28 protein-coding genes and 1 pseudogene are annotated in these 25,630 nt (G+C 41.5%); 17 read left to right on the forward strand and 12 right to left on the reverse strand.

Going from position 1 to position 25,630, the window contains the following annotated elements; genetic code table 11:
• Positions 1–204: 204 nt before the first annotated feature.
• Together EGC80_RS22680 and EGC80_RS22685 are read left to right on the forward strand one after the other, a co-directional pair.
• Positions 205–660 (forward strand): hypothetical protein, encoded by a 456-nt coding sequence (locus tag EGC80_RS22680; protein WP_233768632.1) that lies wholly within the window; start codon positions 205–207, stop codon positions 658–660.
• Positions 661–1,389, forward strand: a complete 729-nt coding sequence (locus tag EGC80_RS22685; protein ID WP_233768633.1) for a J domain-containing protein — start codon at positions 661–663, stop codon at positions 1,387–1,389. It begins immediately after the preceding gene.
• 126 nt (positions 1,390–1,515) lie between these two features.
• Here the strand turns inward: EGC80_RS22685 and EGC80_RS10925 are convergent, their stop codons facing one another.
• The 5 genes from EGC80_RS10925 to EGC80_RS10945 all read right to left on the reverse strand — a co-directional run bounded on the left by EGC80_RS10925 (position 1,516) and on the right by EGC80_RS10945 (position 9,289).
• The gene (locus EGC80_RS10925) at positions 1,516–2,682 is read right to left on the reverse strand and encodes an Arm DNA-binding domain-containing protein (RefSeq protein WP_124013251.1); all 1,167 of its coding nucleotides are present in this window, start codon (positions 2,680–2,682) and stop codon (positions 1,516–1,518) included.
• A gap of 340 nt (positions 2,683–3,022) precedes the next feature.
• Positions 3,023–4,279, reverse strand: a complete 1,257-nt coding sequence (locus EGC80_RS10930; RefSeq protein ID WP_124013252.1) for a hypothetical protein — start codon at positions 4,277–4,279, stop codon at positions 3,023–3,025.
• Between the two features lie 12 nt (positions 4,280–4,291).
• Positions 4,292–7,171, reverse strand: a complete 2,880-nt coding sequence (locus tag EGC80_RS10935; protein ID WP_124013253.1) for a site-specific integrase — start codon at positions 7,169–7,171, stop codon at positions 4,292–4,294.
• A gap of 4 nt (positions 7,172–7,175) precedes the next feature.
• Entirely contained in the window at positions 7,176–8,759 is a 1,584-nt protein-coding gene (locus EGC80_RS10940; protein WP_124013254.1) for a site-specific integrase, read from the reverse strand.
• Positions 8,756–9,289, reverse strand: a complete 534-nt coding sequence (locus tag EGC80_RS10945) for a hypothetical protein (RefSeq protein ID WP_124013255.1) — start codon at positions 9,287–9,289, stop codon at positions 8,756–8,758. Before EGC80_RS10945 ends, EGC80_RS10940 begins: the two co-directional genes overlap by 4 nt.
• A 905-nt stretch (positions 9,290–10,194) precedes the next feature.
• Between EGC80_RS10945 and EGC80_RS10950 the strand changes: the two genes are divergently transcribed.
• Positions 10,195–10,464 carry a hypothetical protein gene (locus EGC80_RS10950; RefSeq protein ID WP_124013256.1) on the forward strand — a complete coding sequence of 90 codons (270 nt, stop codon included), beginning with the start codon at positions 10,195–10,197 and terminating at the stop codon, positions 10,462–10,464.
• A gap of 95 nt (positions 10,465–10,559) precedes the next feature.
• Here the strand turns inward: EGC80_RS10950 and EGC80_RS10955 are convergent, their stop codons facing one another.
• The 3 genes from EGC80_RS10955 to EGC80_RS10965 all read right to left on the reverse strand — a co-directional run bounded on the left by EGC80_RS10955 (position 10,560) and on the right by EGC80_RS10965 (position 12,548).
• Positions 10,560–10,835 carry a hypothetical protein gene (locus EGC80_RS10955; protein WP_233768634.1) on the reverse strand — a complete coding sequence of 92 codons (276 nt, stop codon included), beginning with the start codon at positions 10,833–10,835 and terminating at the stop codon, positions 10,560–10,562.
• A 91-nt stretch (positions 10,836–10,926) separates the two neighbouring features.
• Complete coding sequence (locus tag EGC80_RS10960) at positions 10,927–12,255, reverse strand: HipA domain-containing protein (protein ID WP_124013257.1); 1,329 nt, start codon at positions 12,253–12,255, stop codon at positions 10,927–10,929.
• A gap of 2 nt (positions 12,256–12,257) precedes the next feature.
• Positions 12,258–12,548 carry a helix-turn-helix domain-containing protein gene (locus EGC80_RS10965; RefSeq protein WP_124013258.1) on the reverse strand — a complete coding sequence of 97 codons (291 nt, stop codon included), beginning with the start codon at positions 12,546–12,548 and terminating at the stop codon, positions 12,258–12,260.
• A 908-nt stretch (positions 12,549–13,456) separates the two neighbouring features.
• On the opposite strand from EGC80_RS10965, the gene EGC80_RS10975 reads away from it, so the two are divergent.
• The 3 genes and pseudogenes from EGC80_RS10975 to EGC80_RS10985 form a co-directional block, all read left to right on the forward strand.
• A complete protein-coding gene (locus tag EGC80_RS10975) occupies positions 13,457–13,738 on the forward strand; it encodes a helix-turn-helix domain-containing protein (RefSeq protein ID WP_124013259.1) in 282 nt (93 codons plus the stop codon).
• On the forward strand, positions 13,738–15,048 hold the full coding sequence (locus EGC80_RS10980; protein WP_124013260.1) for a type II toxin-antitoxin system HipA family toxin: 1,311 nt from the start codon (positions 13,738–13,740) through the stop codon (positions 15,046–15,048). Before EGC80_RS10975 ends, EGC80_RS10980 begins: the two co-directional genes overlap by 1 nt.
• A gap of 339 nt (positions 15,049–15,387) precedes the next feature.
• Positions 15,388–15,495 (forward strand): annotated as a pseudogene (locus EGC80_RS10985) (IS982 family transposase); the annotation flags it as partial.
• Between the two features lie 638 nt (positions 15,496–16,133).
• On the opposite strand, the gene EGC80_RS10995 reads toward EGC80_RS10985, so the two are convergent.
• The 3 genes from EGC80_RS10995 to EGC80_RS22980 form a co-directional block, all read right to left on the reverse strand.
• Entirely contained in the window at positions 16,134–16,460 is a 327-nt protein-coding gene (locus tag EGC80_RS10995) for a hypothetical protein (protein WP_124013261.1), read from the reverse strand.
• A gap of 258 nt (positions 16,461–16,718) precedes the next feature.
• Positions 16,719–16,973, reverse strand: a complete 255-nt coding sequence (locus EGC80_RS11000) for a hypothetical protein (protein WP_124013262.1) — start codon at positions 16,971–16,973, stop codon at positions 16,719–16,721.
• A 279-nt stretch (positions 16,974–17,252) separates the two neighbouring features.
• Positions 17,253–17,456, reverse strand: coding sequence for a Fic family protein (locus EGC80_RS22980; RefSeq protein WP_164839453.1), 204 nt, complete (start codon positions 17,454–17,456; stop codon positions 17,253–17,255).
• A gap of 244 nt (positions 17,457–17,700) precedes the next feature.
• On the opposite strand from EGC80_RS22980, the gene EGC80_RS22550 reads away from it, so the two are divergent.
• The 11 genes from EGC80_RS22550 (at position 17,701) to EGC80_RS23085 (ending at position 25,281) form a co-directional block, all read left to right on the forward strand.
• Complete coding sequence (locus tag EGC80_RS22550; protein ID WP_206191861.1) at positions 17,701–17,910, forward strand: hypothetical protein; 210 nt, start codon at positions 17,701–17,703, stop codon at positions 17,908–17,910.
• 103 nt (positions 17,911–18,013) lie between these two features.
• Positions 18,014–18,268 carry a type II toxin-antitoxin system Phd/YefM family antitoxin gene (locus EGC80_RS11015; RefSeq protein WP_124013263.1) on the forward strand — a complete coding sequence of 85 codons (255 nt, stop codon included), beginning with the start codon at positions 18,014–18,016 and terminating at the stop codon, positions 18,266–18,268.
• Positions 18,261–18,530, forward strand: coding sequence for a Txe/YoeB family addiction module toxin (locus tag EGC80_RS11020; RefSeq protein ID WP_124013264.1), 270 nt, complete (start codon positions 18,261–18,263; stop codon positions 18,528–18,530). Before EGC80_RS11015 ends, EGC80_RS11020 begins: the two co-directional genes overlap by 8 nt.
• 752 nt (positions 18,531–19,282) lie before the next feature.
• Complete coding sequence (locus EGC80_RS11025; protein ID WP_124013265.1) at positions 19,283–20,614, forward strand: hypothetical protein; 1,332 nt, start codon at positions 19,283–19,285, stop codon at positions 20,612–20,614.
• 839 nt (positions 20,615–21,453) lie between these two features.
• Complete coding sequence (locus EGC80_RS11030; protein ID WP_124013266.1) at positions 21,454–22,803, forward strand: type II toxin-antitoxin system HipA family toxin; 1,350 nt, start codon at positions 21,454–21,456, stop codon at positions 22,801–22,803.
• Positions 22,800–23,177 carry a helix-turn-helix domain-containing protein gene (locus EGC80_RS11035; RefSeq protein WP_124013267.1) on the forward strand — a complete coding sequence of 126 codons (378 nt, stop codon included), beginning with the start codon at positions 22,800–22,802 and terminating at the stop codon, positions 23,175–23,177. The genes EGC80_RS11030 and EGC80_RS11035 overlap by 4 nt, the downstream gene beginning before the upstream one ends.
• 304 nt (positions 23,178–23,481) lie before the next feature.
• Entirely contained in the window at positions 23,482–24,192 is a 711-nt protein-coding gene (locus EGC80_RS11040; protein ID WP_124013268.1) for a site-specific integrase, read from the forward strand.
• Positions 24,189–24,371 carry a hypothetical protein gene (locus EGC80_RS11045; RefSeq protein WP_124013269.1) on the forward strand — a complete coding sequence of 61 codons (183 nt, stop codon included), beginning with the start codon at positions 24,189–24,191 and terminating at the stop codon, positions 24,369–24,371. The genes EGC80_RS11040 and EGC80_RS11045 overlap by 4 nt, the downstream gene beginning before the upstream one ends.
• 83 nt (positions 24,372–24,454) lie before the next feature.
• Positions 24,455–24,691, forward strand: a complete 237-nt coding sequence (locus EGC80_RS11050; RefSeq protein ID WP_124013270.1) for a DUF4160 domain-containing protein — start codon at positions 24,455–24,457, stop codon at positions 24,689–24,691.
• Positions 24,654–24,914: a DUF2442 domain-containing protein gene (locus EGC80_RS11055; protein WP_124013271.1), complete on the forward strand. Its 261-nt coding sequence runs from the start codon at positions 24,654–24,656 to the stop codon at positions 24,912–24,914. Before EGC80_RS11050 ends, EGC80_RS11055 begins: the two co-directional genes overlap by 38 nt.
• Before the next feature lie 16 nt (positions 24,915–24,930).
• Complete coding sequence (locus EGC80_RS23085) at positions 24,931–25,281, forward strand: hypothetical protein (RefSeq protein WP_443729203.1); 351 nt, start codon at positions 24,931–24,933, stop codon at positions 25,279–25,281.
• Position 25,282: 1 nt separating this feature from the next.
• Here the strand turns inward: EGC80_RS23085 and EGC80_RS11060 are convergent, their stop codons facing one another.
• Positions 25,283–25,549: a DUF4209 domain-containing protein gene (locus EGC80_RS11060; RefSeq protein ID WP_124013272.1), complete on the reverse strand. Its 267-nt coding sequence runs from the start codon at positions 25,547–25,549 to the stop codon at positions 25,283–25,285.
• Between the last annotated feature and the right edge of the window lie 81 nt (positions 25,550–25,630).

Consider the following 25,630-nt stretch of genomic DNA (forward strand, 5'->3'; position numbering starts at 1 on the left):
GGTGTTCGCTTTTAATTGTTCAGGAGATGGGGCGCTGCAAAGGGGGAAATTGAAAGTAAACGGTGGTGACAATTACTGCGCCCTGTACGTAACTGTTACATACATTTAGTCACCAAGAACCTAGTCTGTAATGGTTGATGAAAACGGCATCATTCTTGATAATACACTCACTGAAATCAAAAAAACTTCAATACGGTACTCTGCATGACATTAATGACCATTATCGACAATTCTGAACTCAACACATCTAACAAACAGTGGCAAAAGCTCGACAAATTGTGGCAAGATGTTGAGAAAAAACAAGTGCGTAATCAACGCTATCGCGCAAAATTAGATGGTTTTTATGAAGAGTTTAAATCGCTAATCGAGTCAAAAGAGCATGTTGTGTGTGCTGCGACCGGAAAGTGGGTCCAACATTTACTAACGTTTGTGCCACGCAAAACGATTAAGGGTAACCAAAGGGTTGAACTTTATGGTTGGATTGAAGAAGAGCTCACTATACTTGAGGCCAACCCATTTAATCCCATTGGCACAACTGATTTGCGAGAGCTTTTTACATCGTTATTGATTGATTTTCAATCGGCTATGCCAAAGCAAACGGTGAGTGATGATGAACTTGAGGCTCTACGGGAAGATCTGTTTGGCATGTTCGGTGAGTAGTTGCCTTTAAGTGATGATGAGCTGACTGACATGATCCACAATCCTGAAGACTTTCAAGCTTATATTGAAGAAATGCTCAGCCAAAGACATAAGGCTGAAGCACAAGATGAAGGTGAGGATGAAGGTGAGTGGGATGAGCCCGCCTGGGGGAATATGGGAGATGACTTTTCATTCGAAAAGCGTGGATCTGACCAGACGATGAGCTCAGCGCTATTTGAAAATAAAGCGATGACGAAACTGTATCGACAACTCGCGAATCAACTTCATCCTGATAAGGAGCAAGATCTTGAGCAAAAAGCCTTAAAGAAGGACTTAATGCAGCTTCTTTCCCAGGCTAAAAAAGATAAAGATGCGCTCGCGTTGTTGATGATGGCACAGGAACATTTGCCCGAATATAAACTCATCGCTGATGAGGACATGATAAAGCGAGTTGAAGCCGCGTTATATTCAAAAATAGTGTCATTAAACCAAGAACATCAATTTATGCAGCATGGCAACGACATTAAATCGGAAATTTGGCGTCGTTTTGGCGGTGGCGGAAAGGCGTCGCGCGCAAAAACGTTGCAACAGTATGGCGATCTGCTGATCATTGAAGCTGAAGCATTATACGCTAAGATCAATAACGTCACGACGGTGCAAGCCCTGCGTGAACAGTTAAGTCAGCGAATGCATCAGCAGGAATTGAATGACATGATGAATTATGGAATGTTTGAAGGTTTTTTGGATTAGATTTTGTTTGTCGAGATGTCATCGCTGACGTTTTAAGCGTTTGGCATACTCACTTCATCTATTATGATGGGGTCTTAATCCAAGCCACTATCGACCCTTAACAGCATCGATAGTGGCTAAGGTTTTTTAGCCCAGTCCCTCGCTTTTCATCAATGAGTCAAATGCACTACCATCAAGGCGAGAAGCATTGGCAACATAGGGGGCGTAGACTTCAAACAGTAGTCGTGTGTCGCTGTGTCCTAACATGTGCGAAATGTAAAGCGGGTTCTCATGAGCCGCAATATGCAGCACTGCGGCGGTATGGCGTGTTTCATAAGGTCGACGGAGTTTTAAGCCTGCGGCTTTTAAGGTGGGGAACCACAATTTACGACTTATAAAATGCGTTGAAGGTGGTAAGCCTGTCGGCGCGATAAATACAAAGTTAGATCGTCCGGTTTTAACGGCTTGAATACGTTTAAACGCATCAAATACGGTGTCACACATCTTAAGCTCACGGCGTGATTTTGGTGTTTTTACATCACCCACTTCACCATTAACCCAATTTTGACGAACGCGAATTAATCGATGGTCAAAATCAATGTGGTCCCACTCTAAACCATGCACCTCACAGCTGCGCATGCCCGTCCAGAAGCGAATGATAAAATAGTCTTTCCATTTTTGTGGAACCTTCACAAGAAACTTGCGGACCTCATCGATGGTCATCGGATTCGATTCCGCTTTTTCTTCTTTGAAGGCCTTATAACGTCTCAGTGGATACTCAAACTTATACTCTTCTGCTGCTAAGCTGATAATGGCAACCAAAGGCCAGAGGATAAAATTAATTCGCCGATTAGACAACAAACGAGAACCGTCTTCTTTTACTCCTTCACTTAAGTCCTGACGGAAGTAATCCACCTGTGACAGCGATAGTTCGTTGACTAATGTATTGCCGAAGTGGGGGATAAGGTATTTATCCAATGCACTGCGCACCGTATCTCGATAGCTGTTTTTCCAGGTGGCTTTTTTTCGTTCAAACCACTGGTTCGCAAATTCATCAAAGAAGGGGTGTTGACGGTCGGGGTGAGTGGCGCGTTGCAGTTGTTCAAACTTGACCACTTTTTTACTCTTGGGGAAATAATCACGGTATTGAAAGGTGCCTAAATCAATTTCCGCATTCATTTGTTTGAGTGTGGCTTTGGCTGTCGCGAGGTTTTTAGGGGTGGCCATCAATTGACTGCCTTCACGAAAACGGCAGCCATAAAGATGAAAATCGAACTGAATACGCCCGTTGGGGCGAATACGAATATGGACCATGAAAGGCCTCCATTGATCTCAGATCGTTAAATAGATCTGTCCCTTACCAATGGAATTCGTTAGAATTTAGCCATCGGCTGGGCTTGGGTTAAAAGTCAGGGCAGCCGGTACGGGGGAGAGTGGTTGCCGCCACTCTCTCCCAACTGCTATTTAAGGGTAACTCAACTCACAAAACGTGCAAGTCAATCACCTCAGTGTGTCTTCCCAATAGGCTAAAAATATAGCTTATTAGTTAACCAGTTCTAGTTATATACCCAGTACTGTGTATTTGTCCAGTGTTTTATTGTACTTATTCAAACAACACATCAACATAATGCAGCACGCCCGTTTTATTCCGAAATCAAACATCCTTAAAACCAAATAAATCATCCTGGGTATGTGTATCGCCATCAGCATTCTGCTGTTTTAGCATGATCTCTAGTCTGGCTTTCGACTGCAGTACCAGTTCCATTTTCGGGGAAGCATATTCGATATCTGTGATACTTTGGTAAGGCTCGGCATTATCTCTGTCGTTATAAAACCCCAACTTTAGCCCTCCTTGCTCATTAATTAATACCGCGATTTTCATTTGTTCAGCATTGGTAATATCTTTAATTCGCACATGATTTAGCTGACTCAGATTGATGCTGTATAACGAGGGCTTGTGACAATCGATGTGTTTTGTGCGAATAAAACGGTTACTGCCGGTCTCTTCAACTAAGCTGGCAAGCATGACATAGTCTTTATCGATATAGAGTAGTGCTTGATTGGCTTTTTTGAGTGGCGTAATCGACAAATATTTTTTGAGATCTTCTTTAAAATCATAAATGTTGATGAAAATTTTTACCTCGACCCGATACGCTGTTTCTTTTTTTAATCGATATTCACGCAGTGATGCTAACGAGCTTGAGTTCACGCTGTGACCATCACTAAATATTGCGCGTTCATCATCTAGATAATACAGGATCTGTTCTGCATCAGTGTTATGACAGATCCGTTCTAGTTGTACCACGCTATCTTTGTTCAGCAATATGCCATGTGTTACTTCCATATTCTCTGGTAGCGCACAGGTCTGAATATTGTTGTCACGCTCAATACGGACTTTTTGTAGCTCTTTATTGAGCTCAAACACATCAAACGGCTGATGGGCCTCGGCGACGTCAAGGATCACCCTCGCCGAATCAGTAGGTAATGACTGGTAAGCTTGGTTTTTATGCTGTTCAAGAAAAGCAAGATGCTCCTCGATTGGCGGTTTAGCTTGAATGTATAGACGAGATACTTGTGCCATCAGGCCATTGAGTATCGGTAACTTTTGCTGTTTACCATACTCGACTTCGATAGTGATTGGGTTTCTATTTAACGTGTTATCTAGTTCAGCCCGCCACCATGTAACGAAGCTACTTGCACATAACGACCATTGACCTTTTTTGAGTCCCCAGTCACTGCTAAGTGGCAATTGAACCATAGAGGGGAAATCGCTCTGACCTCCGATTAAATAGCCCAGTTCTTTGTTCTCTATCACCACAGTGACATAAGGAATAGGATCTCTATCACTGATAGCGTTAACCAGGTGGCTAATGCCTTGTTTACGGTCTGCATTGAATTCAAGTTTTGGCATGGTGGGATCCTTTTAAGTCGTGATAGTTAATAGATCAGCAAAATACTGCGCTAGTGGGCGTTTGAATATTATTGCTGAAAATGGTGTGTGCAATATGATGTTAAGACTGGTGTCACCAACTGGTATAACGTTATGCAACACTGTGTCTTGCTTGCGAGCAAAGTGGCTTTTGATCAATTCAAGCTTATGACTGTTAAGGCTTTTTCGATTTTGCACTAAAGTCAATTTTGCATTGAATGATTTGAGAAACCCTTGATGACATAAGCTCTGAAATGCTTTAAGTGTTCGTTGGTTGCAGGGGCAATTAAATACAATATCTAGCTTGCCTGGCTCATCCGGTCTTGCTAAGTGTTCACTTATGAACGCTTCAGCAATCGTTGCTCCGCCTAAGTGCTTCATCGCGGTGCATTGCTTTTTATCCAACACTAACCCTTGGTGTTGCCCCAACAGCATCCACGCTTGGCTCAGGGACCTCATTGTAAGCTCTCCAGTTGTTAACTTGCGCATTGCTTGACCATTTATAAGATGAAATACTTGCCCGTTGTGCCATTGTCTTGGTGCGTTAGCAGTCCAAATTTTTAACCATTCATTGTCATCCCATTGCTGTTTAAGCATGGATGCTGGCTGTTTTGGGACGATTCTTTTTAGCAGTTGCGCTTCGCTATAGTAGGGGCGGTAACATTTTTTAGCTTGTTCAGGCAATGAGGCGTATTGAGGACTAAGTTCAGCAAGCACCCTGGATATATCATTTGAACCGGTTGGCATATCTAAAATGAAGCGTAATTCATCACGACTGTAGTGACATTTGTGTGGCTTAAATAGTGGAATGATCCGCTCAAGTCCATGTAAATAATGACGCCGTGTGGTTGCATAGTGGGCATGGCCAAATTGGGCGCTAATCACATCAAAAAGCAAGCAGTCGTTTATCTCGCTAAAATCACGCCCCTCTAGCCAAAAACTAAAGCGTGCTAAGCAGTTCTGTTTAGTCAGCATTGTTTGCATCGCTCTATCATCGAGCAAACAGGCCAAATGGTTATCTTCTCGCTCATAGGCCAAATGCAATCCTTGCAGATAGGTGAGTTCAACACCTGAATGGCGTAAATGATGAAAACGTACTTGCGTGCCAAACAGTCCTTTGAGCACCTGTGTTACCGGGTATAAATAATGACTTGCGCGTGACGCAATGGATTCACCACATAATGCCAATAGCGGTTGTGCGTGATCACTCTCTGCATGGATTTTAATGACAATACGTACAAGTTTGGCTGCCACTTCAGGCATGACAATATACACATGGCGAGTTTGTCGATTTTTAGTTCGGCCTTCAGCAGTTTTTGTGATGGTGAGCTGAAAATGGTTATTCTGATTGAAGGCTTGACGAATATCCCCCACACGAAGGCGTAATACCTCGCCACGACGTAACGCACCATAGAAGCCAAATAAGGCTGCGACACTGGCAAACAGTCGTTGCAGAGCGTGGCCATTTGATGAAGATAGTAAGTGCTCGATAACTAGGTGTAACTGAGCAACACTCAGCCGAAAGGGATCAACTCGAGCAGGTAAACTAGGCTTTTCAAATTGACTCAAATCAAGGTGATCGGTCAATGGCTGTTGGGACACACTGCGTAAAAACTGGTAGAAATGCCAGGCCTGAGAGTCTTTGTCATTAAGGGTTTCAAATGCTTGCTGCGCCCATAGTGCTAATTTATCGGGCTCGCAAGCCGCTTGATACGTTAACGGAGCAAGGTTTTTGTAAAAGTTGCTGTAGCGGTCGACTGTGTCTGCTGGTAGGTTGTCACGTTTAACTCCGCCCTCAATAAATAACGACTCGCAGAAATGAAACAGAAGCTTAGGCAAGATGTTATCTTGAGTCCAACTGGGCACTAATGGGATTACTGCGGATGCGTTTTTTTTACGGCGGTAAGATTTGATTAATTCTTTGTGTGGCCAATGAGGCTTCCCCGACTTTGAATGAATGGCATCTTGGTTTTCTTGTCGCTGAAATACGATAGGTTGGTAGAGTGATTTTTTGATTGTGAGTGGCAACGTTGGGCTGAAATGTTGAGGTAACGTCGCAACATGGCGTAGAGGATCTGAAATATCGCGCAACAGTTCGGCAGGTACTTGATAATGATGGTGCCACAATGACTGAAACGTTCGTTGCCACTTCGCTTCTGAGCGCGGAGCAAGATAATAAGGCTGCGCAGATAATGCACTATTTAATGCTTTTAAAAGGGCACTTTTTGTTGGTTCCTGAGTTTGCTGTAGCATATATTGTTGTAATAGCCGATAAGCAAACAGTGGCAGTGGTAACCGGGTAAAACTAGGCTGAGTGTCGTTAGCAAATGCCGCGATAGGCGCTGGGTGTGGCACCTTTAGGGTATATTGACCTTCAAAAAATGTGATTGGATCAGTACTACAGAGCACCGCTTGCCAGTAATTTAATGGCAGGGGCGCTACTTCTATGTAGAGCACGACCAGTAACCAAGCTAATTCACTCTGAGATCTACTTTTGGGGGCGGCGAGAAAGCGCTGGCGTTGCTGAGAGTAGCCTCGTAGTACTCTGCCAGCATCGTCGTTGAAGATTTGTATTTCACGCATCCACTCGAGTGCACGATCTTGACACCGCGCCTCTTCTTTTCGAGGCAGCACCCAATCACAGACTTCATAAAGAAATTGTAAGACTTGAGCTTTTGCTCGTTTGAGCCGACGTTGTCGCCCAGTTGGAATGTTGCTTATGGCATTATTTATTTGCTTGAGACTGACTTCACTGAGTTGACGTTGGCTGGCGTGTTGCTCAATCTGTAGACATACCCAATCGATATCGCTGCGTTTTTCTATCACTAGCCCCAAGTCATCATAGTAGCGCTGTAATGTACTGTAATTGAACATATCACTACTCCTCCATGATTGGCGCTAGCTGTAAAAAATCACTGATGCCGTTAAGGTGTTTTTTGAGTTTTCTTTGTGATGCTGGGAAATGCATATCACTGCCAAGGTGCTCACCGAAGGAGGAGTGTCCCATTAGTTGATCAACATCTTGAGTCGATAAGACTGGATCGAGTGATGCCCTTGCGTGCTGAGCAAAAAAATGCCGTAGTTGGTAGGGCACAACCTGAACACTTTGTATGCATTCAGACCAGTACTGCCTCATAAAATAACGCAGTGTCTTTGCTGTGAGAGGCTGCGGTTCACCCATTTCATTGATCTCAAACCACACCATTGGTGAGGGGGTAAACTTTGGGAAAAATTGATTGAGTTGGTGTTTGAGCTGTTCAAATCGCTGGATTGCTTGCTGCAGATAATCAGGGAGCATAATACTGCGCCAGCGTCCCTTGTCGCTAACAATAGCGTATTGAAAGTTAAAGCAGTAAGCCTGTTCAAGCGTAATCGCATGCGTCGGGCGAGCACCTGTTAATACGATGAACAGTAATGCGAGTTCATTCGCGCGAAAATTAACTAACTCACGTAAGGCGCTCGTGGTGTACTGCGGGCGTGTCAGCTGTCGCCCTTGTTGATGTAAATAACGGAAAAAATGCCTTACTTTATCCACCTCCAACATCCGCTGTGACCCAATAGCAAGTGCTGGCATTTTGACATAGGTTTTGGTTGCTTTAGTGAGATCGAGGTGAAACTCTGCAATGCGGCCCGCTACGAGTAAATGTTCAGGCAGAGGGTCATTTCTATGTAGCAGTGAACGTTCGTTAGCGGTGATGGGAAGCGGCACACTGAGCATCGGTTCGAGCTTCGGATCCATCAGTACTTGACGAAGTCTATCGAGATATCGGGTTTGTGCGTGAAAGATCTCGTAACGTAGCTGATCGCTGTCTTGGGATTGATAGGCACTGGCAGAGTGATGATGCAAGCCTGCTTCACCGAGCAATGTTCGTTTACTGAGTGTCGATAGGCTACTATCAAGATTGGCTAACGTTTTGAAGTAACCAAAAAGTCCATCACGGCGCATGCGGTATCGGCCTGATAATGAGGGTGGGGTTCGCCATTTTGTCGTTACCCAATCAATAAAAGCCTCTTTTTCATGAACGGATAGATCCCAATGCTCGATAGACTGGGTTAAGGCATGGCTAAAGTAAGCATTGAGCCCGTTCGGTAACGGCTGCCACTGCCATTTAATGCCATGTTGTGTGTCGTGTGCCAATGCATACTCGACCCATGAAATATTATTCATACGCACTCGCCGTAGCGCATTGGCTCTGCATGGTTCACTGCCAGTGAGAATGTCTATCGTGGGGATATCGTCAATAGTTTTGCAGTCCACAAGTTCGCCAGTGAGCCAAAGATAGACAAAATAAAACAAATGTCGATCGTAAGGGCTGATCTTTTTGTTAACGCTAGGGTGTCTTTGCGATTTTAATCGATGCAGAGCGGTAAGTAATGTTAACGCTACGCTCATCGACTCAGGGAAGACTCCACCGCTATTTCGTTGACGTGCTTTACGTTTGATAGCACTTAGTTTACTCATGCTTTGCCTTTGCTCTTATCATCATTGCGGGCTAGCTTCTTGTTGTCTAACCGTATTGCAGATGGCGATACCCCTGCAAATAGTGCTAAGCGGCTTTTCTTTGGCAGAGTATTGGCTGATATCGAATGGGTTGACTTAGCATTATTGAGTCTAGAAGCCAGCGTTTTTAGGTGTGAAGATTGATAGCTGTTTTGCAATGCTGGAAGGGTGAACATTAATGTCGTGATTGTTTGCTCGATGTTATCTGCTGAATGTTGGTATTCACATAAGCTCACTTTTTGTGATTGAGCACAGGGATGTTGTCTCAGTAGAGCAAACAATGGTTCGGGCGTTAAAAGTAGAAAATGCTCACGAGTTACAGATATGACATTCAGAGTTATTGTTTTCAGCAAGATATGTATTTCACGCTCATGAAGATGGTCAATCACGCCGGCGGGGGACGGCACCGTTATCTCCTCGCGGAGTAAACTTGCGACCAAAGGATGGTACTCAAGGGTAAAACTGTTAATTAAGCGCTGTTTTGTTTTCATATTTACCATATTTTTATTCTTCATGCGCATATAGATGACGCTTACCGAAATTAATTTTTCACGTCTCTTATTTACTGTCTATTTGTACAGTAATTATTGGTAATTACAATAGATATACTATTTATATTTATTAATAAATCCTTTACTATTCATGATATTACACAACAAAAATGTTGTTTTTTATTGTGTAATAAACGATTTAGGTGATTTTGATTCATATTTTGGCGAAAGATAAATTGATTGGGATGATGAATTTAAATTGATGTGGATGCACTTATAGATTGTCATTGAGCTTGTCGTGGAGAGTAAATTGATAGTATCCCCCGAACCAATTATTGGCATCTCTGAATGAAATGGCATTACACCTTTTTGATTTTAAAAGTCTAATACAACGAAAATTACCTGATCACATTGTGGAAAAAGCGGTTCCATCATAGTATTTTTTAACATTAGCAATCGTGGATTGCACCGTGCAAAAGCACAAATTTTTCAATACGAATAATTGATTACGGTATTTCTAGTCGAGGCATGATTATTCGCAAGATCCGCTAGAGCTGCGTTAAAGTCGATTTGACGACAAACAACAATTCACTGCACAACATAAAATCAAGGTCTCGACCTTTTTTGTTTTTGTTTGTCGATCTTGTGCACCAGTTTGCTTGGGAGTCTTTGACAGGCCTATGGTGATTGCAGACTATTAATTAGTTTCTTACTTAGGCTGTTGTTGAATAATGTTAACTTCTTGACCTTTTAAATACTGTGGATGATATGGCTGATATGGCTGATATGGATGATATGGTTGATCGGTAAGCAATGGAATGGACACAACCTCACCCATTCGTCCCATATGCTGACAATAGAGTAAACTAGCAGCAGGAGTCTTTTTTATAACCAGTGAGGTTTTTATGAAAAACACGATAAGAGTCGGTGTCGATTTAGCCAAGAACGTTTTCCACATTCATGCTGTTAATGAAAGTGAAGATATTATCTGGCAAGGAAAATATAATCGTACTAACTGGATGAAGGCCATTGTTAAGCGTGTACCGACAACGGCAGTCATTGGCATGGAAGCTGTGGCTCTGCAAATTATTGGGCTCGAGAGCTTCATCTATTTATCCTCTAAAGCTTGCGATATAAAGCTTTTCCCCATTGTCCCAACTACCCACAGTAAGTGAGCAAATGGTGGGTAGGCTAGTTTCTCCTGATTGGCTTTTTTGGCATACGCGGGGGTACGGCTGCGTTTACCATCGAAAAAGGCCAATACTCTGAACTAATAAAGTGATTCTTCATAACTCAGGCTACACGTTGGGCGTGCAAGCGCGATTAGCCCCTGTTTGCGTCCTAGGCTGACAATCACGAAGAACGTGAGCTTTAGCGTAAGCCCAGGGGCGAGTACCACAAATATCATCATGCAATATCGGGTAATTGCATAGCCTAAGCCATGTGGCTGTTCGAGTAAGGCAATGCCAATACCAATACACCAACCAAGGCCTGCCAGAATGGCTATTGGAAAGGTAATAGGTGCGAGTCGCATCATAAATTGCATGTTATATCCTTCCTAATTGGATCCGCAGCAGTGTTGGCTACGTTCGTTGGTAATCCCCCCTAAAAAAACCTATTCCACTAAGTGGACGTCTCTATACTTCAATATAAGGTATTTCAACTGCTTGAGCTTTTAAATACTCGGTTCTTGTAAGTATGTTGTCACTCAGTTGCTGAAAATACTTTATATCATTAGCAGAAAAATGAGATTGAGTTTTCAGACTTTCAATCAACGATTCAGTAGATAGTTGTTTTATCACTTTATTTGCCAATTCAGTCAATAACCTAGATAACAGTTTCTTATCGATACCACATGTTTCTGCGAAATCAGCCAGTTGATACGCGTGAATATCATTGGGGTCAAACTCATCTCCCATAGCCATCGCCAACATGTGTTTAAATTGAGGGAACAAAGCGATATTGACGAGATCATAAGCTGGAGTGAATCGTGCGTTATTTCTATCAAAGAATAGTGAAACGTTCTTGCCGTGACTGTCGTAGTTGCTGATCATTAAATTAAACAGTTGCCAGTTTATAAGCCATTGCTTACTTTCAATTGGCGAAGACATATGTTCAGTGAATTCAAATAGCTTTACTAAGCTAGCTCCATCTCGAATATGTTGAATATCTCTTCCGTCACCCAAGTTTCGCTCATATTTGTAGTCTCTTGGTAAATTCAATGCTTGGCAGCCATCGATAACATGACGTCTCATTACTTTGTTGGAGTTGGCAACATATTTGCGGTCAAATCGTTTTACGATGAGCGATGGGTGCGGTCCAAAATGTCTATACTCAACATCAGCAGTTGGCAATCCAACTGCACTAGAGAGCTTCATACAAAAGAATTCGTTCAAGACGAGATTAGGACAGTTTCTCTTTTCAAATTTTAAAATATGGGTAGAACAGAGTGAGCCATCACCAAAGCCAATAGTGCCTTTCTCATCAATAAAAACATTTAATTTATCTTGAACTCCGGCCACGCTGAGACGTGGCTTATCGTCCCATATGAGTAGGCCAAATTCTTCTTTATTGTCGAGTCTTGTAATTAACTCTTCTTCTTCAAGTATTCTAAAAGACGGCTGGTTGTGTTCTTCTTCTAATGACGGTAAAAATGTCACAGCGCCTGCTAAGTCATTTCCAATGGCACGGACTTGTGAATAAACATTTTTCTCTGAAATACCCAGATTTTCAGCCAATAGCTTTCTTGCTTCACCTTCAGGCAAGGCATTATCTAGAAAGTTGTAAGCGACTTCTGGTGAGTGTTGATTATCCAGTGATAAATGGGGTGAGATAGCAAAACCTTCGTTTTGCCACTGCGGTGAATAACTAAGTTTTAATAAGTTGGTAGTGTTATCTAAAGATAAATTTCCAATCACTTGATCAGCGTATTTGATGCCTAGCCTGTATGTGTAAGCTTTTGTCATATCTAAACCCAGTCATCGTGAGGTGATGATATCTTTTCTAAAGGGGTTAATTCTTTAGAGGTTAGCTTAATACCTAATCCGTTTAAAATAGAAAATACCGCTGATAAAGTGCAGTTTGAATTTCCGTTTTCAATACGTGATAAAGTATTAATACCAATTCCGCATAGCGCGGCACAGTCTGCTAATTTTAGGCCGAGTTCCGTTCTTTTTGCTTTGATGAGTTGGCCCAGAACTTCTGCATTATCTATGAATGCAGAGCTAGGCATTTTCGAAGCTGTTACTTTCTTAGCCATCAATCGAACCTTACTAAAAATTAATCACCGATTTCAGTGATTATAGAACGATTCCAGTAACTTTTAAATATATTCACCGATAAAGGTGATTATATTACTCTCGTGAAATGTATCATCAATAAATAACCGATAGTGGTGATTATTTGACTAGTTAACAAACAATCATCACAGCGGCAATCTATTTCAATGTTGATTTTTGTTGAGTTGCTTTAATATGTCTCTCATCTCAATTATACGCTGGGGCGAGTACGCTCCTGTTCTCATCACTGCAAATTCAGCGAGTGTTAATTCGAAAAGATTTGGATTATGCTCAATAATGTAACAACTACCGCTATGTGTTATTACCTCCAATTTTTCTCCTTTAATTTGTTTAGTCACTATTTTGGATGTCACTATTTGTTGGGACTCGCCAAATGACTTGTATTTCGATTTTTAAAATTGAAGGGAACTGACGTTTAATAAAGGTTCTAGAAGGTTTGGAGTTACCGTCATGACCCTGTTTGATAGTTACATGACGGTAAGTGAATGCTTGTAACCCTTTGTAAAGGTTAGTAATTTCCGCTCTATACTCTGGCTCTGAATGTGGTGCAGCTTTTGATTTTAGCTTTAATTCAATGTGTTATTGGTGTTTTATTTTGTGATAAATGCATTTAGTCACCACTTTAGTACCACTTTGATTGGTCTGTAAGCTGATATTCTTATGGGCAAACTCCCCCTTAGTATTTCTTTTTTATTCATTCATATTTTTTGAGTCAGTCTCTTTTATGGCAACACGCGTTAGTATGTAATCACATATTTAACGGCTGTAGCGTGTAAATATTACTTTAACGGTTATAGCGTGTAAAACTTGATCTACCTGCTATAGCGTGTAAAGTGTTATTGGAACTGTTTATATAGGTAAAGTGATTATGAAGGTGACGAACTCAAAGCAGCTTAGCGCGTATCTTAAAGATGCACGGCTGAATATGAAGCTATCGCAAAGTAAAGCGGCTAGTAAGGTCGGCATTCGTCAGGATACGGTTTCTAGTTTTGAGCAGAACCCTGACTCTACTAAAATAGAAACACTGTTTAAGATATTATCGGCATTAAACCTTGAGCTAGATATTAAAGTTAGAAATCCAGAGTTAGGGTGTGAGCTTGTAGATGATAACGCTATACCGACTGAGCAAGAATGGAAGGAGGAGTGGTAATGGCTATCCTTGATGTTTATATGAATGGTTACCTAGTCGGAGAGTTAACTAAATCGACCACAGGCTCCCATCTGTTTAAGTATGAACAGCAATGGTTAGATACCTCCAGTAGTCGTCCCATCTCTTTGTCTATGCCACTGCGTAAGCAAGCGTATAAAGGTGATGAGGTTTACAATTTCTTCGATAATCTACTCCCAGATAATATAGAGGTGAGAAACAGAATTGTTGCTCGCCACAATGCTAAATCGACCCAAGCGTTCGATTTATTGGCTAAAGTCGGCCAAGACAGTGTCGGTGCATTGCAACTTGTACCACATGATCAACAGCCGTTTGATATCAAAAAGATTGAGTCTAAACCCTTATCAGATAAAGAATTGGAAAGAGTGTTAAAGGGTTATCAGTCGGATATTCCATTAGGCATGTTAACCGATGAAGATGACTTTCGAATATCGATAGCAGGTGCCCAAGAAAAAACCGCCTTACTTAATCTAGATGGACAGTGGCGGCTTCCTATTAAGGCGACCCCGACAACGCACATCATTAAGCTGCCCATAGGTTCGATACCGAGTCATTCACATACTCTTGATATGTCTGACAGCGTTGAAAACGAATACTTATGTATGATGATTGTGAGGGAGTTTGGTTTAGATGTACCACAATGCTCTATCATTAAGGTGGGTGATGTTAAGGCGCTTGCTGTGGAACGCTTTGACCGTAGGCTCTCATCTGATGGTAAATGGATTATGCGTTTGCCCCAAGAGGACTTTTGCCAAGCATTAAACATTCCGCTAGCGAGAAAATATGAAAGCCACGGCGGCCCCGATATTGAGCAGATTATGTTGTCTTTATTAGGCTCCACCAATTCAGAGCAAGATCGAGTTAACTTCATGAAGTCTCAGGTGCTGTTTTGGCTATTAGCGGCAACCGATGGTCACGCTAAAAATTTCTCACTTTTTATTGAGGCGGGTGGCGGATATCGACTAACCTCTTTTTACGATATTTTATCTTTGTATCCTGTGCTCGGCGGTAAAGGGGTAAATATTTGCGATGCAAAGCTGGCTATGGGGCTCAAAGCGACAAGAGGTAAGAAGTACCAAATAGGACAGATCTTCCCAAGGCACTTTATTCAAACCGCAAAAGCCGTAGGTTTTGATCCTGCAACTATGGCGGACATCATGAATGAGATAGCCAATTCAGTTGACTCAGTCATCACTAAAGTTAACTCTCAGTTACCTCAAGATTTTCCAGTGCATATAAGAGATACGATTATTGATGGCTTAAAGGATAGATCTAGACGACTACTTAACTAGCAATTGGCTTCTTGTTGGTCTCGCTTAAATAACACTCATACATACTCATACATAATAGGTGCTTCATTTGCCTGCCTAATAAACCCCACCAGAGTGCTTATCAGAGCACAAAACAGCTCCCATCTGACTTACGCTTAAGCCATCCACGTGAGATGCCTCATCCTACAGCCTCAGATAATGGCGTCTCAATGGCTGATGTTTTGGCGGTTTTTAGTCTCACCGGTGTATGAGTGATGGTAAAAAGTTGATTTAAATCAGTGAATTAGTTTTTGGTTGGTCTCTCGGTAAAATAGGCCCAACCTATTCGCGCAAAGTAGTTTTAAATCAATCGTTTAGTTGTTTTTGTTGAATGTGGTTGGCGGTTTAATCGCCTATCCACTCAAAGAAAGTAAGCCACAATGTAATATCTCTGATGTCGATTTCAATGCGATTTCTGTTATGGCTTAAATCGATCTGAGGTGACTTAACGTCTGAATATTGGTTTCGTGTAAATCAGCGAGTTTACTTTGATAAGTATTTTAATACGATAGGCATTAAAAATCACCCTTTAGTAAACTTACGCAACAAACTTATAATGGTTATTTGCAACCCAATGTTGAGTAAACTAAGCCGATCGAATGTCTGTCTGCGTTAAAGGTTAGTCGGAGTAAAAAATTCAGTGAGTTTACTTTGGATGAATTATCGCATTTAGCGGCCAAAGCCATGTTGCCAGAAAAGCTGGTGCTGGATCCTGCCAAGCAAACAGTGGAAGGTTTCTAAGAAGTATGGACGAAAGAAAAAGTGCATTTGCCGCTGACCAAATCTATGATTGAAGTCATTGAAAAACCCTTGCGAGATCTGCCATTAGGCTAATAGAGGAAGATCCAACACAAGCCATTCAATGTCATGTAACACCCAACCTATGGCACAGTTACTTGTCGATCAATCCACAAGTTAACCGTTATTTTGTATTGGACTCATTTTCTGAACAAATCATGCATCTTCATGAGCTGTAAGAGGTTGAGCGGTCATCTCATTCTTACCTAAACCCATTAAAAGGATCACAGTTAGGCGTAACTTGACAGAGAATGCTGTCCCCCTCACATCTAGCTCAAAAATTGCTCTTCATAGGAGCAAACAATTCTAACCAACTCATCTAGCTCATTTCCCAGTTCGGTATTAGGTTCTGCATTCCATATTTGCTCAATTCGCTTCAAGGCTAGCTGATGCTTGGCAGAATTCGATATCTGGCATGTCGTCAAAATTTCTCTGATACCAATACACATATCTGAGCTTTCTTTGAGACAAATCGCTTTATCCTCATCTACAACGTCAAAAATATTATCGAATAGTAGCCCCTCGCAAGTACTTAAGTCTTGAGCGTTTGCTATCTTAATGTTTAAAGCGTTCATCGATATCGGCTTTTTACTCATGTTAGATATACCCAATATAAAATGTATTTATTACCAGTATAGTGACTTTGTGGCTGACCTCATTGTGCTACTTAACTAAAAGTGGCTAAGCCGGCTTGTAATGAATGAACCTTGTTATTAAACTCACAATAACCGTCATGTCTCATTAATTCAGTGCCATTCAGCACTTTTGCGGTGTTAACAATAATTGTCAATGTCGTCGATAGAGTCTCCAACAATAAGTGAGTGTCAGTTTGTTTTGGTTGGTGGTGGTCCAACCTAAGCATACCCACCCATTTGAATTGACTTTATATAATCGATCAACAATTTACCATCGCCACTAACACAAACCCCTAAAGCTGTGATATTACCGAATGCGGGTATAGGCTCTTGAGTAAACCAAGAGATGACCTTATTGGCATCACCTGAAAAACTCAGTAATACAGGGATCAGGTAATCTTGGTCATCAATTGTAAAATAACACTCAAGAAGTGCTTTGAGTTGTTGATATGAAGCTTCTTGGGTCGTTGTCATCAGTAGTTCCTTAACATGTTCATAATATGATGTTCGAAAGCGATGATACTGTCATGGTAAATACGAGTGCTACCATCATTGTTCTTTATCAATAACGGATAAGTCGATTTTGATTGGCCGTACCATATTTAGCTTTGACTTGCCTTAGCCATCCAGCATTAGCATAAAAATGTGCATATTTTATTAGTATTGTTTTGATTTAGAATGAACCCAGTCGCTCACTCTTCCTAATAAGCATTATTTTTAGCACTCAACATCAAACTCATTATCTTCCTACTTCTAAGCAGGCATTATACCTTTTATAAACTCAGCAAACGGCGCAACATTACTATCTATCGAGGCACTCTCCAGCGGATCAAGGTACTTGGTACGCTGAGTTACAGGAATAATTGTCCAATGATAACCTCCGAGCAAGAACATAAAGTTCATCAAAAACCTGCTAGTTCTTCCATTTCCATCTGGGAACGGGTGTATGTACCCCAAGAAGAAATGCCCCAGTACAAAATAAAAGGTGGGGACAAAGCCAAAAGATGGCGGTTAGCCCCTTTAAACGAAAAAACCCACAACAGAAGTCGTAGGCTTAATCTTTATCTTTATCTTTATCTTTATCTTTATCTTTATCTTATGACTTTGGTGGGCTGCCGAAGCAGGAATATCCAAAGTGCTCAGAGTCATATTAGTACAAAACTGACGGTATCGACAATATTAATCGATCTTAGGACTTTCAATGCCACATGAAGCAATAGAGCAAACGTTATCGATAAGTCGCTTTGCAACATATAGAAACGCTGTTTGTACTTCTCCAGGGAGAAAATATCAACCAAAACAGAAGATTAAAGTAGAAGTGGCAAACATTCCAGCCTATATGAAAGAACCACAACCGCTTCAAATAAACTATGATTTTTTGCCTGATGCAAACAGTGCAATGCATAAATGACTAAAACGTTAGTTGCCTTATCAATATCACATGTCCAATTAGCTGTACAACTTAAACGTATAAGGCTATACTTGTGCAATTAAATGTACATGTGGAGGTTCATATGAAGATCGTATCTTTTACTGAAGCTAGAAACAGTCTCAAAGCCGTTTTAGACGGTGTCGTTAATGATGCTGACACAACCGTAATAACTCGCCGTGACTCGGAAGATGCAGTGGTTATGTCTCTAGACTATTACAATAGTCTTATGGAGACAGTTCATTTACTTCGCTCGCCTGAAAATGCCGAGCATTTAAATCGTTCCATAGCGCAGTATCGTGCTGGTAAAACAACAGCACGAGAGTTAATTGATGAGTAGTCGCATGCGTTTACTTTCCTGGACTGACGATGCTTGGAATGACTATTTGTACTGGCAAACTCAAGACAAGAAAACACTAAAGCGAATTAATAAGCTGATCAATGATGTTAAACGTTCGCCATTTGAGGGCATAGGTAAACCAGAGCCACTAAAGGAAAACTTATCTGGCTTTTGGTCGCGTCGTATTGATGACACAAATAGGCTTGTTTATGCTGTTGATGATCACGCTATCACGCTAATTTCGTGTCGTTACCACTACTAAAATTAGCTTCATCGCTAAGCAACTAAATAACGTTGATAGCGGTAGGTTTTATCGTCATGATAAAATCGACCTTTTTTGACAGAGTCTTACTCTATACTAAAGCGAGTTTAGTGGATGGTAGCATTATCGTTAAAAAGCAGCGTGATCTAACATTTCTTATCTATTAAACCTTTATGTATCAGGTTAAATACAAGAAAGAAGCGGTTATGACAGTTAGTTCGCAGAGGAAACCCTGTTCTGGTTATGGAATACAAGAGGACCAATGTAAAAATACCAGAAAACCATAATTCTGTGGGGAGCGGCCTTTCCTGAAGCTTACCCGACGCTTTATTGCCCGTAATCATTAATCAAATGGTACGCCCCAACCTAGTGTTAAACTCCAGTTTGTCTGGTTAATAAAGAAGAGGTGAGTATCAGTGCCATTGCAGTTTATGCTTAATGACAGTGTGTATCCGCTAAACCTCACCTGTGATGTGGTTTAATTGATACGACTGATCGGCGGGAGTCGCTGGACGATGAAGCAAGCTGCACGAGAATTTAACAAATAGAAATCAAATTGACAACAAATCGTTTGGGTGAACGATTAGTATCAGTTATATTATTCGCCAAACAGGGAGTCTTAAATTGTATTCCACGAAGGTGTGGCCACTCTGTATTTAATCGGTGTTATTCCTATTTTTATAAACTTAACATGAACTTTTTGATGGGGCTTTCCCTTTCACTGTTCAGCTCGATCATATTAAGGAAGAGATATGAGAACGACAAAATGGATGCTAACTTCGTCATTCACCTCAATACTATTATTAGGATGTGGTGGAGGCAGCGGCGATGATGCAGGAACCACCAACTCGGGTGAACCATCAAACAATCCAATCAATACACAACTTACGCTCAATACCGTTGTGACGAATAAATGTAATGTACAATCGCCCAAAGCGGGTGTAGAAGTTCTTTTTCATAATGCACAAGGCGACGTGATTGCAGAGCATGTAACAGACTCAAATGGTCTGTTAACTACTGCATGGCCGAGTGATGCTAAACATATCACTACGGTTGCGCTGAATTATTTTACCCGCAATTATGGTTTTAGAACGTTGAGTATTGATACCATTATGGATACGAAAGGGGGAGATTTAGGTGTCATTCATTTCACTAATTTGAGCTATGCACCTGATTGTGGTTGCAAGGATGTCACATTTTTTGTTCAAAATTTGATTGAGTCCTCCCCTGATAGCAAACTTAATATCAACGGTGGACAGGGATATTTAACACCCTATACGGCAGATTACTTTCTTGAATGGTGTGATGTGCAAGGGCCCATAGATATTCAGTTAGTGGCAGCTGATCATCAATCGAGTCAAGCTGGACAGATTGACTTAACCAATCTGGATGAATACACCTTAAGTCTCAATGATTTTACTCATGAAGGAGTCATGGTTAACGATCCGATAAATAGCAGTGAAGATGATATACATGCTTATTCTTCAGGTGGCTGGGATAGCTATAACTACGCCAATGAGCCCATCTTTATTTATCCGACTATTGGAGGACATTATTACGTGTCATCTAATATAACTAAACAAATTAATGTTTACGACACTGTGGGTTATTCTGCCAATTCGGCCATTCGTAAGCTGGATCAGCAAGGTAATGCTTCAAGCGAAATGGTATTGGATGTTAATAACGCGTTTTCTACAGAGGCATATTCATTATATGAAACAATACGCAGCCAACAAGCCCCTTATCAATATGATTTTTCTAATGCCAGTGATGACATTGCTTTTGGTCAAATAGTCCTCGGTGGGAGAAACGGTGATGGTGGTGTAGTGTGGCGGTTGCATGGTGGGATCAGGGGAACCATACCTAACTTCAGTTTCACCCCCTCGCTGGACGCGAGTATTAACGTATTAGGTGATCGGTATATCCAATTTTTGGCGACAAGTTATGGTGATAAAAAAACGTTGGATGAATGGCGAAGGTTAGCGGTTGAACAAAGTCGAATGGCTGATCCTGATCTCAGTCCGTTATCAAAAGGAAGTGATGTAATGAATTTAGGCTTCTATGACGTTGAATATACTTATTAACGTCATAGTGCCTAAGCATTAAACCATTTATTGTAGTGTGTGCATAATCATTGAGCGCTATGCGAGGGATTGATGTCACAGTGAGTAATGGCCTCACTCCGTCCAACTGGGTTTTGATGTCCACTCGGCCTGACGTTAAGTCGCAGCAAAAATCTATTGCCGTGACTGAACGTCAGCCTTTTTCTGCGAAGCCACATGGCTTTCAGTCATCGATAAATGGGCTTACCAGAGTATAAAACAGATCCCATCTGACTTACGCTGAGGCCATCCACGTGAATGTCTCATCCAACAACCTCAGAAAAATGTGTCTCAATGGCTGATGTTTGAGTGGTTTTCAGTCTCACTGGTGTATGAGTACGGATAAAAAGCAAATAAAGTCAAATGGTAGAGGATGGTTGGGATATCGGTAAAATAGGCTCGAAATATTTTGTTAAGCTATTGATTTTAAGGTTTTTTGTTATTTCCCTTTTGGGGTAAGACGTTCTATTACGACGAGAGCTGCGCGGGCTGTTGCTTTGGCTCGGGAGACTCCTCACCTCTAGCGTTTTCAAGATCGATAAAGACGATTGATTGAGCATGTTCCATGTTAGCCTCAACACAACGAGCAGTGGCTATTTGCTTTTTACTGCCCACAAATGCACTTATTTAACGGGCTAAACGGTGTTCATTTGCGATTGTTTGACAGAATCTAGGTGACTTAAGGCGCTCTGTAGTCACAAACTGGTTTTAATTTTTTGAGTCGAAATCGTGTCAATAAATGATGTAATAGCTATTTAATGTGCTAATATTGTTTCAATAAATTGGTTTTACACTCATTATTGAACCGAAATGGATACATAATGTCTAAAGCAATTACGATTCAAATTAACTACGCTTTTGAGTGGCATGATGTTGCGACTATCGAGTTTGCTGAACACCTTGAGCCAAGCTTTTGTCGGCTGGACTATGAAATAGATCATGTGTTTGGACACTATAATGATTTTGCAGAAACAGCAGCCAGCGTTACTTTGCCAAACGACAGCATGCCCTATCGAAATCATAAAAACTGGTTTCGTTTTTTAGATGACATTATTCCCTCAGGCTCAAGTCGTAAATACTGGCTACGAACACTGCGCTTGCTCGATGAAGATAAGTTTACCAGGAATTTTATCTTGTTATCTCAAGGTACTATCGCACCGATAGGCAATATCAGGGTGAAGGAGTCGGTACCTAAAACGATGATTAACCCAATACCGGTAACGTTTAGCGTTGACGATGTTTGTAGGCTTGAAGTCGACTTTATCGAATACGCACAGGCCAATGGAGCCGCTGCTGGCGGTGCGTCTGGTGCAGGTGGTGCTGCGCCTAAATTACTTCTTCGTTGTGATCCAGATGACAGAGTGTGGATCGATACCTTTCAGGATAATCCAAGCAATCTAGACACCCGATACTTAGTCAAATTTCCAAGAGGAAGCGCAAGTATCGACCACGATATTTTAAGGGCTGAGTTTCACTTCTATCACGAACTTAAAGCACTTGGTTTCGATACTATACCCACTGATGAAATGCGCTTGATAGAGAGCGAGCGAGGTCCATCACTTTGGTTGCCGAGGTTTGATGTTGCAACAATAGGCAATAAACAGCAACTGCTTGGTATGGAGTCAGTTTACTCTGTGTTAGATATTGCTCCTGCTACTATGATGGAGCATGGCGAGGTGATCCGCGCTTTAATAGAAGTGTTTACTTTAAAAAACGATAACAGTGAAACAACAACGTTTCTCGATGCAGAGAATGGAATCGCAGCGTTTGTTATCGAGTGGGTTCGCAGGGACTTGCTTAATATTGCTTTTGGTAATTCCGATAATCACGGTCGTAATACGTCATTCATCAAGCAGAACAACTGTGTGTCCCTGGCGCCTATTTATGACTTTGCCCCCATGAAAGCCGATCCAGAAGTGATATCAAGGACTTTTGTATGGGGAGGAGGACTTGAATTAGGTGGACAATATGATTTTGTTAACATCGCCAATAGTCTTGCTGATCTTATTGAACCAAAAGCGCTTTTAGATGCATTGGCTCAGACAGCAATAGAATTACTTGATCTCAAGCAAAGGCTTGGAAACCGAGGTGTTCCCCAATCTATTCTCTCTTCCCCAAGTATGGGGTATGAACATTTAGAGAAGAAATTCAAAACTTGGAAATTACTATGACAGAAAAGGCCAAAATGCTAGCCCAAGATAATCGTCATGGCCGACTACCACTTGCTGCAAAGCGTCAAAAATTGCCGAGCTCTGTCAAAGATGAGCTTATGAAAAGTATTTGCATTGAGCTTATGACCAGTCAGATCACGACGGGTAAGGCTTTACAGAGATTGCGTACTGAAATGCTGTTCGCTAATCAAGAGCAATATGCCAAAATGGTTGGCATAACAAGGAAGGCATTATCTGAGATTGAAGGAGATAAATCGAAAGCTAGCGCTTTAGTGTTAGGCAAAGCACTTAGGGGGGTTGGGTTGGAGTTATTAGTCTTACCCAGAGATAAGTTTTTACAGGGTGAAATCATCGGTTATAAAAAGCGCAACTGACAGTTCTGGCGCAAAAGTATATCGAAATGATGATTTGTAGGAGTCCGGTGTAGAAGATGATTATGATATTCGTAAAGCGATAAGAGAGTTAGACAGCGCTGAAACTGAAGTAAAAAAAGCGCTGAGAGAAATCGAATAAATAAAATATTTAAACCCAACCCCCTTTAATGAGCTTTTTTCTGACGAACGTTTCCTATATCCCTAATCCCAAGGCCGCTAATAATGCGGCCTTGCTGCTTTATCGGTTGCCATTTAGATAAATAAAGCCCAGTATAAACGCAAGTTAATAACTATATTTGCGTTTATGAATGGTAGACCACTGGTTAATGGTGAACTGTATGATCCACTGATTAGCCGAAACTTTGGCCGAACAACTGAGCTAAAACATAGAAATAAATTACTCTTGCTAATGGCTGCTATTCTAGGCTTGAGAGAGCTTGAACTAACTCTGGTAACTGTAAGTGTCTTTATTGCACCTGACGGCTCATTTCACGAGTTTGCGGTACTTCCTGACACCATAACTCGTGACGGCGCAGAGCGGCCTATTGTGCTGGCTAACGATGAGCTAAAAAGGGCGTTCGAAAAGTATATTAAATGGCTGGTTGAATTGAGGATCAATACGATACCTCACAAGCACTACCGGAGCCTAAACCCAAACGCCCCGTTATTTGTCGATGACAATCTCAAGCCGTTCACTGTGCAAAATAGAGGGGAAAGCATCAGCCCACACGCAATGAACAGGCTGTTAGATCAGTTAATTAAAAATGCAGGGCTCTGGGATGCAGGTGTAAGGCGTCTATCACTTGTTAGAACGTGCGTTATTGAGTCATATAAAGCAGGAATGAGCACAAATGATATCATGATCACAACAGGCTTTAGTGATGATTCCATTAGCAAGATCCTCGCAATGGATTATACGGCTTTTAGTCCGATTGCAGAGTGGTTTATCAAAAGAAAAGCAACAAAACAAAAAAGGTTAGAATCCTTCAAGTTGAGAAGAAAGTGGATGATATGACAAATAAAGAACAAGGCGAATTTTCAAAGTATTGCAAAGCTAATTGTGGCCTAGATGCAACAGAAGTCGCAGATCTCGCCCAGGTTCCACGCCGTACCTTTTATGATTGGTGGAAGACCCGCCGCCGCGCCGTTGAATTGATAGTGTTGGGTTTGAAAATAGAACGTGATAGCAAATAGTGTGCAGTATTCGCTCAAAACAACGTTGCATGTGAGCGGAAATCGCTCATAATAGTTTTAAGTTAATCAGATAAGGCGTACAGATGAGTCCAGCAATTTACCTAGAAAGAGGGTTTAAGTTCTTCTTTTTTTCCAATGAAGAAGCAAGAATGCATGTTCATGTCGTAGGGCATGAAGGCGAGGCAAAGTTCTGGTTAGAACCTGAAATTGGCTTAGCCAGCAGCTACCACCTTTCAGTTAAAGAGCTTTCTAAACTTGAGCGCAGCGTTAAGGATCACGAAGATGAAATCAGAGCAGCTTGGAATAAACACTTTGGCTAAGGTCTTGGGAGTTACTCCCCATGGTCTTTGGCTGTTTGCTAAAGGGGAGGAGCACTTCTTAAGTTTTGAAGCCTTTCCTTGGTTTAAGGATGCGGCTGTAAGCGCCGTCTTTAATGTTGAAGAGCAAGGTCGAGATGGTTTTTGTTGGCCAGATCTTGATGTGGACTTATCTATGGACGGTATTAAACACCCTGATAAGTACCCATTGAAAGCCAAGCACTGACAAAGGAAACAGGCACATGGAAATTGAGGGGGTAATTAGCTCTTTACGCTCGACTGATAGGTATGTTGAAACCATATTTCTTGAAGGTGGGTGTTACCAATTTCACCAGTTTCTGGCCGCTCTGTTTCCTGAAGCCAAAGCCCTGATTAATGTGGGGCGAGATCACGTTGTTACTCTACTAAATGACACTTGCTATGACATTACTGGAAAGGTTGAAAGCGCTGGGTATCATGAGTTGTCAAGAGAGGATTTATCGCTTGTAGAGAGCTGGAGCTTTTCAAGGACAAGACATAGGGGATATTTCCTGAATAAAGTAGGGAGAGCATTGTGCTGCACTGCCTGCATTGTGCTGCACTGCCTGCATTAGATTACTCAACAGCCTCTTCTACTTTGTAGTTTTCTTTCCAATGCCTCGCGAGAGGCAGCATTAAAATGTGAAGAGCAAGCCACCATAAATACTTCGGAGCAGTTCCCCAATAGTTTGATGCAGGCATATACCCATGAGATAGCTGGTTTCTGAGATCTCCGTACATTTTATCTAACAGGATCACTTGCAGGTTACTTGTAATATCAGAGCCAAGCGTATCTATAATGGCTTGGTGTCCTAGCAATGCTTTTATGCTGCGTAATAACATGAAACCGATCGCTCAATAACATTGAAGACGATCACTTTTTTGTTTTCCAGTAGACCTAGAGTGTGAAAAACTGGGTTCAGC

It is taken from the genome of Shewanella psychromarinicola (genome assembly GCF_003855155.1).
Taxonomy (GTDB): domain Bacteria; phylum Pseudomonadota; class Gammaproteobacteria; order Enterobacterales; family Shewanellaceae; genus Shewanella; species Shewanella psychromarinicola.

Excerpts from the sequence above, each read along its gene's own strand:
- EGC80_RS22680 (WP_233768632.1), top strand. The coding sequence starts at position 205 with ATGACATTAATGACCATTATCGACAATTCTGAACTCAACACATCTAAC.
- EGC80_RS10925 (WP_124013251.1), bottom strand. The coding sequence starts at position 2,682 with ATGGTCCATATTCGTATTCGCCCCAACGGGCGTATTCAGTTCGATTTT.
- EGC80_RS10930 (WP_124013252.1), bottom strand. The coding sequence starts at position 4,279 with ATGCCAAAACTTGAATTCAATGCAGACCGTAAACAAGGCATTAGCCAC.
- EGC80_RS10935 (WP_124013253.1), bottom strand. The coding sequence starts at position 7,171 with ATGTTCAATTACAGTACATTACAGCGCTACTATGATGACTTGGGGCTA.
- EGC80_RS10940 (WP_124013254.1), bottom strand. The coding sequence starts at position 8,759 with ATGAGTAAACTAAGTGCTATCAAACGTAAAGCACGTCAACGAAATAGC.
- EGC80_RS10945 (WP_124013255.1), bottom strand. The coding sequence starts at position 9,289 with ATGAAAACAAAACAGCGCTTAATTAACAGTTTTACCCTTGAGTACCAT.
- EGC80_RS10950 (WP_124013256.1), top strand. The coding sequence starts at position 10,195 with ATGAAAAACACGATAAGAGTCGGTGTCGATTTAGCCAAGAACGTTTTC.
- EGC80_RS10955 (WP_233768634.1), bottom strand. The coding sequence starts at position 10,835 with ATGCAATTTATGATGCGACTCGCACCTATTACCTTTCCAATAGCCATT.
- EGC80_RS10960 (WP_124013257.1), bottom strand. The coding sequence starts at position 12,255 with ATGACAAAAGCTTACACATACAGGCTAGGCATCAAATACGCTGATCAA.
- EGC80_RS10965 (WP_124013258.1), bottom strand. The coding sequence starts at position 12,548 with ATGGCTAAGAAAGTAACAGCTTCGAAAATGCCTAGCTCTGCATTCATA.
- EGC80_RS10975 (WP_124013259.1), top strand. The coding sequence starts at position 13,457 with ATGAAGGTGACGAACTCAAAGCAGCTTAGCGCGTATCTTAAAGATGCA.
- EGC80_RS10980 (WP_124013260.1), top strand. The coding sequence starts at position 13,738 with ATGGCTATCCTTGATGTTTATATGAATGGTTACCTAGTCGGAGAGTTA.
- EGC80_RS10995 (WP_124013261.1), bottom strand. The coding sequence starts at position 16,460 with ATGAGTAAAAAGCCGATATCGATGAACGCTTTAAACATTAAGATAGCA.
- EGC80_RS11000 (WP_124013262.1), bottom strand. The coding sequence starts at position 16,973 with ATGACAACGACCCAAGAAGCTTCATATCAACAACTCAAAGCACTTCTT.
- EGC80_RS22550 (WP_206191861.1), top strand. The coding sequence starts at position 17,701 with ATGCCACATGAAGCAATAGAGCAAACGTTATCGATAAGTCGCTTTGCA.
- EGC80_RS11015 (WP_124013263.1), top strand. The coding sequence starts at position 18,014 with ATGAAGATCGTATCTTTTACTGAAGCTAGAAACAGTCTCAAAGCCGTT.
- EGC80_RS11020 (WP_124013264.1), top strand. The coding sequence starts at position 18,261 with ATGAGTAGTCGCATGCGTTTACTTTCCTGGACTGACGATGCTTGGAAT.
- EGC80_RS11025 (WP_124013265.1), top strand. The coding sequence starts at position 19,283 with ATGAGAACGACAAAATGGATGCTAACTTCGTCATTCACCTCAATACTA.
- EGC80_RS11030 (WP_124013266.1), top strand. The coding sequence starts at position 21,454 with ATGTCTAAAGCAATTACGATTCAAATTAACTACGCTTTTGAGTGGCAT.
- EGC80_RS11035 (WP_124013267.1), top strand. The coding sequence starts at position 22,800 with ATGACAGAAAAGGCCAAAATGCTAGCCCAAGATAATCGTCATGGCCGA.
- EGC80_RS11040 (WP_124013268.1), top strand. The coding sequence starts at position 23,482 with ATGAATGGTAGACCACTGGTTAATGGTGAACTGTATGATCCACTGATT.
- EGC80_RS11045 (WP_124013269.1), top strand. The coding sequence starts at position 24,189 with ATGACAAATAAAGAACAAGGCGAATTTTCAAAGTATTGCAAAGCTAAT.
- EGC80_RS11050 (WP_124013270.1), top strand. The coding sequence starts at position 24,455 with ATGAGTCCAGCAATTTACCTAGAAAGAGGGTTTAAGTTCTTCTTTTTT.
- EGC80_RS11055 (WP_124013271.1), top strand. The coding sequence starts at position 24,654 with ATGAAATCAGAGCAGCTTGGAATAAACACTTTGGCTAAGGTCTTGGGA.
- EGC80_RS23085 (WP_443729203.1), top strand. The coding sequence starts at position 24,931 with ATGGAAATTGAGGGGGTAATTAGCTCTTTACGCTCGACTGATAGGTAT.
- EGC80_RS11060 (WP_124013272.1), bottom strand. The coding sequence starts at position 25,549 with ATGTTATTACGCAGCATAAAAGCATTGCTAGGACACCAAGCCATTATA.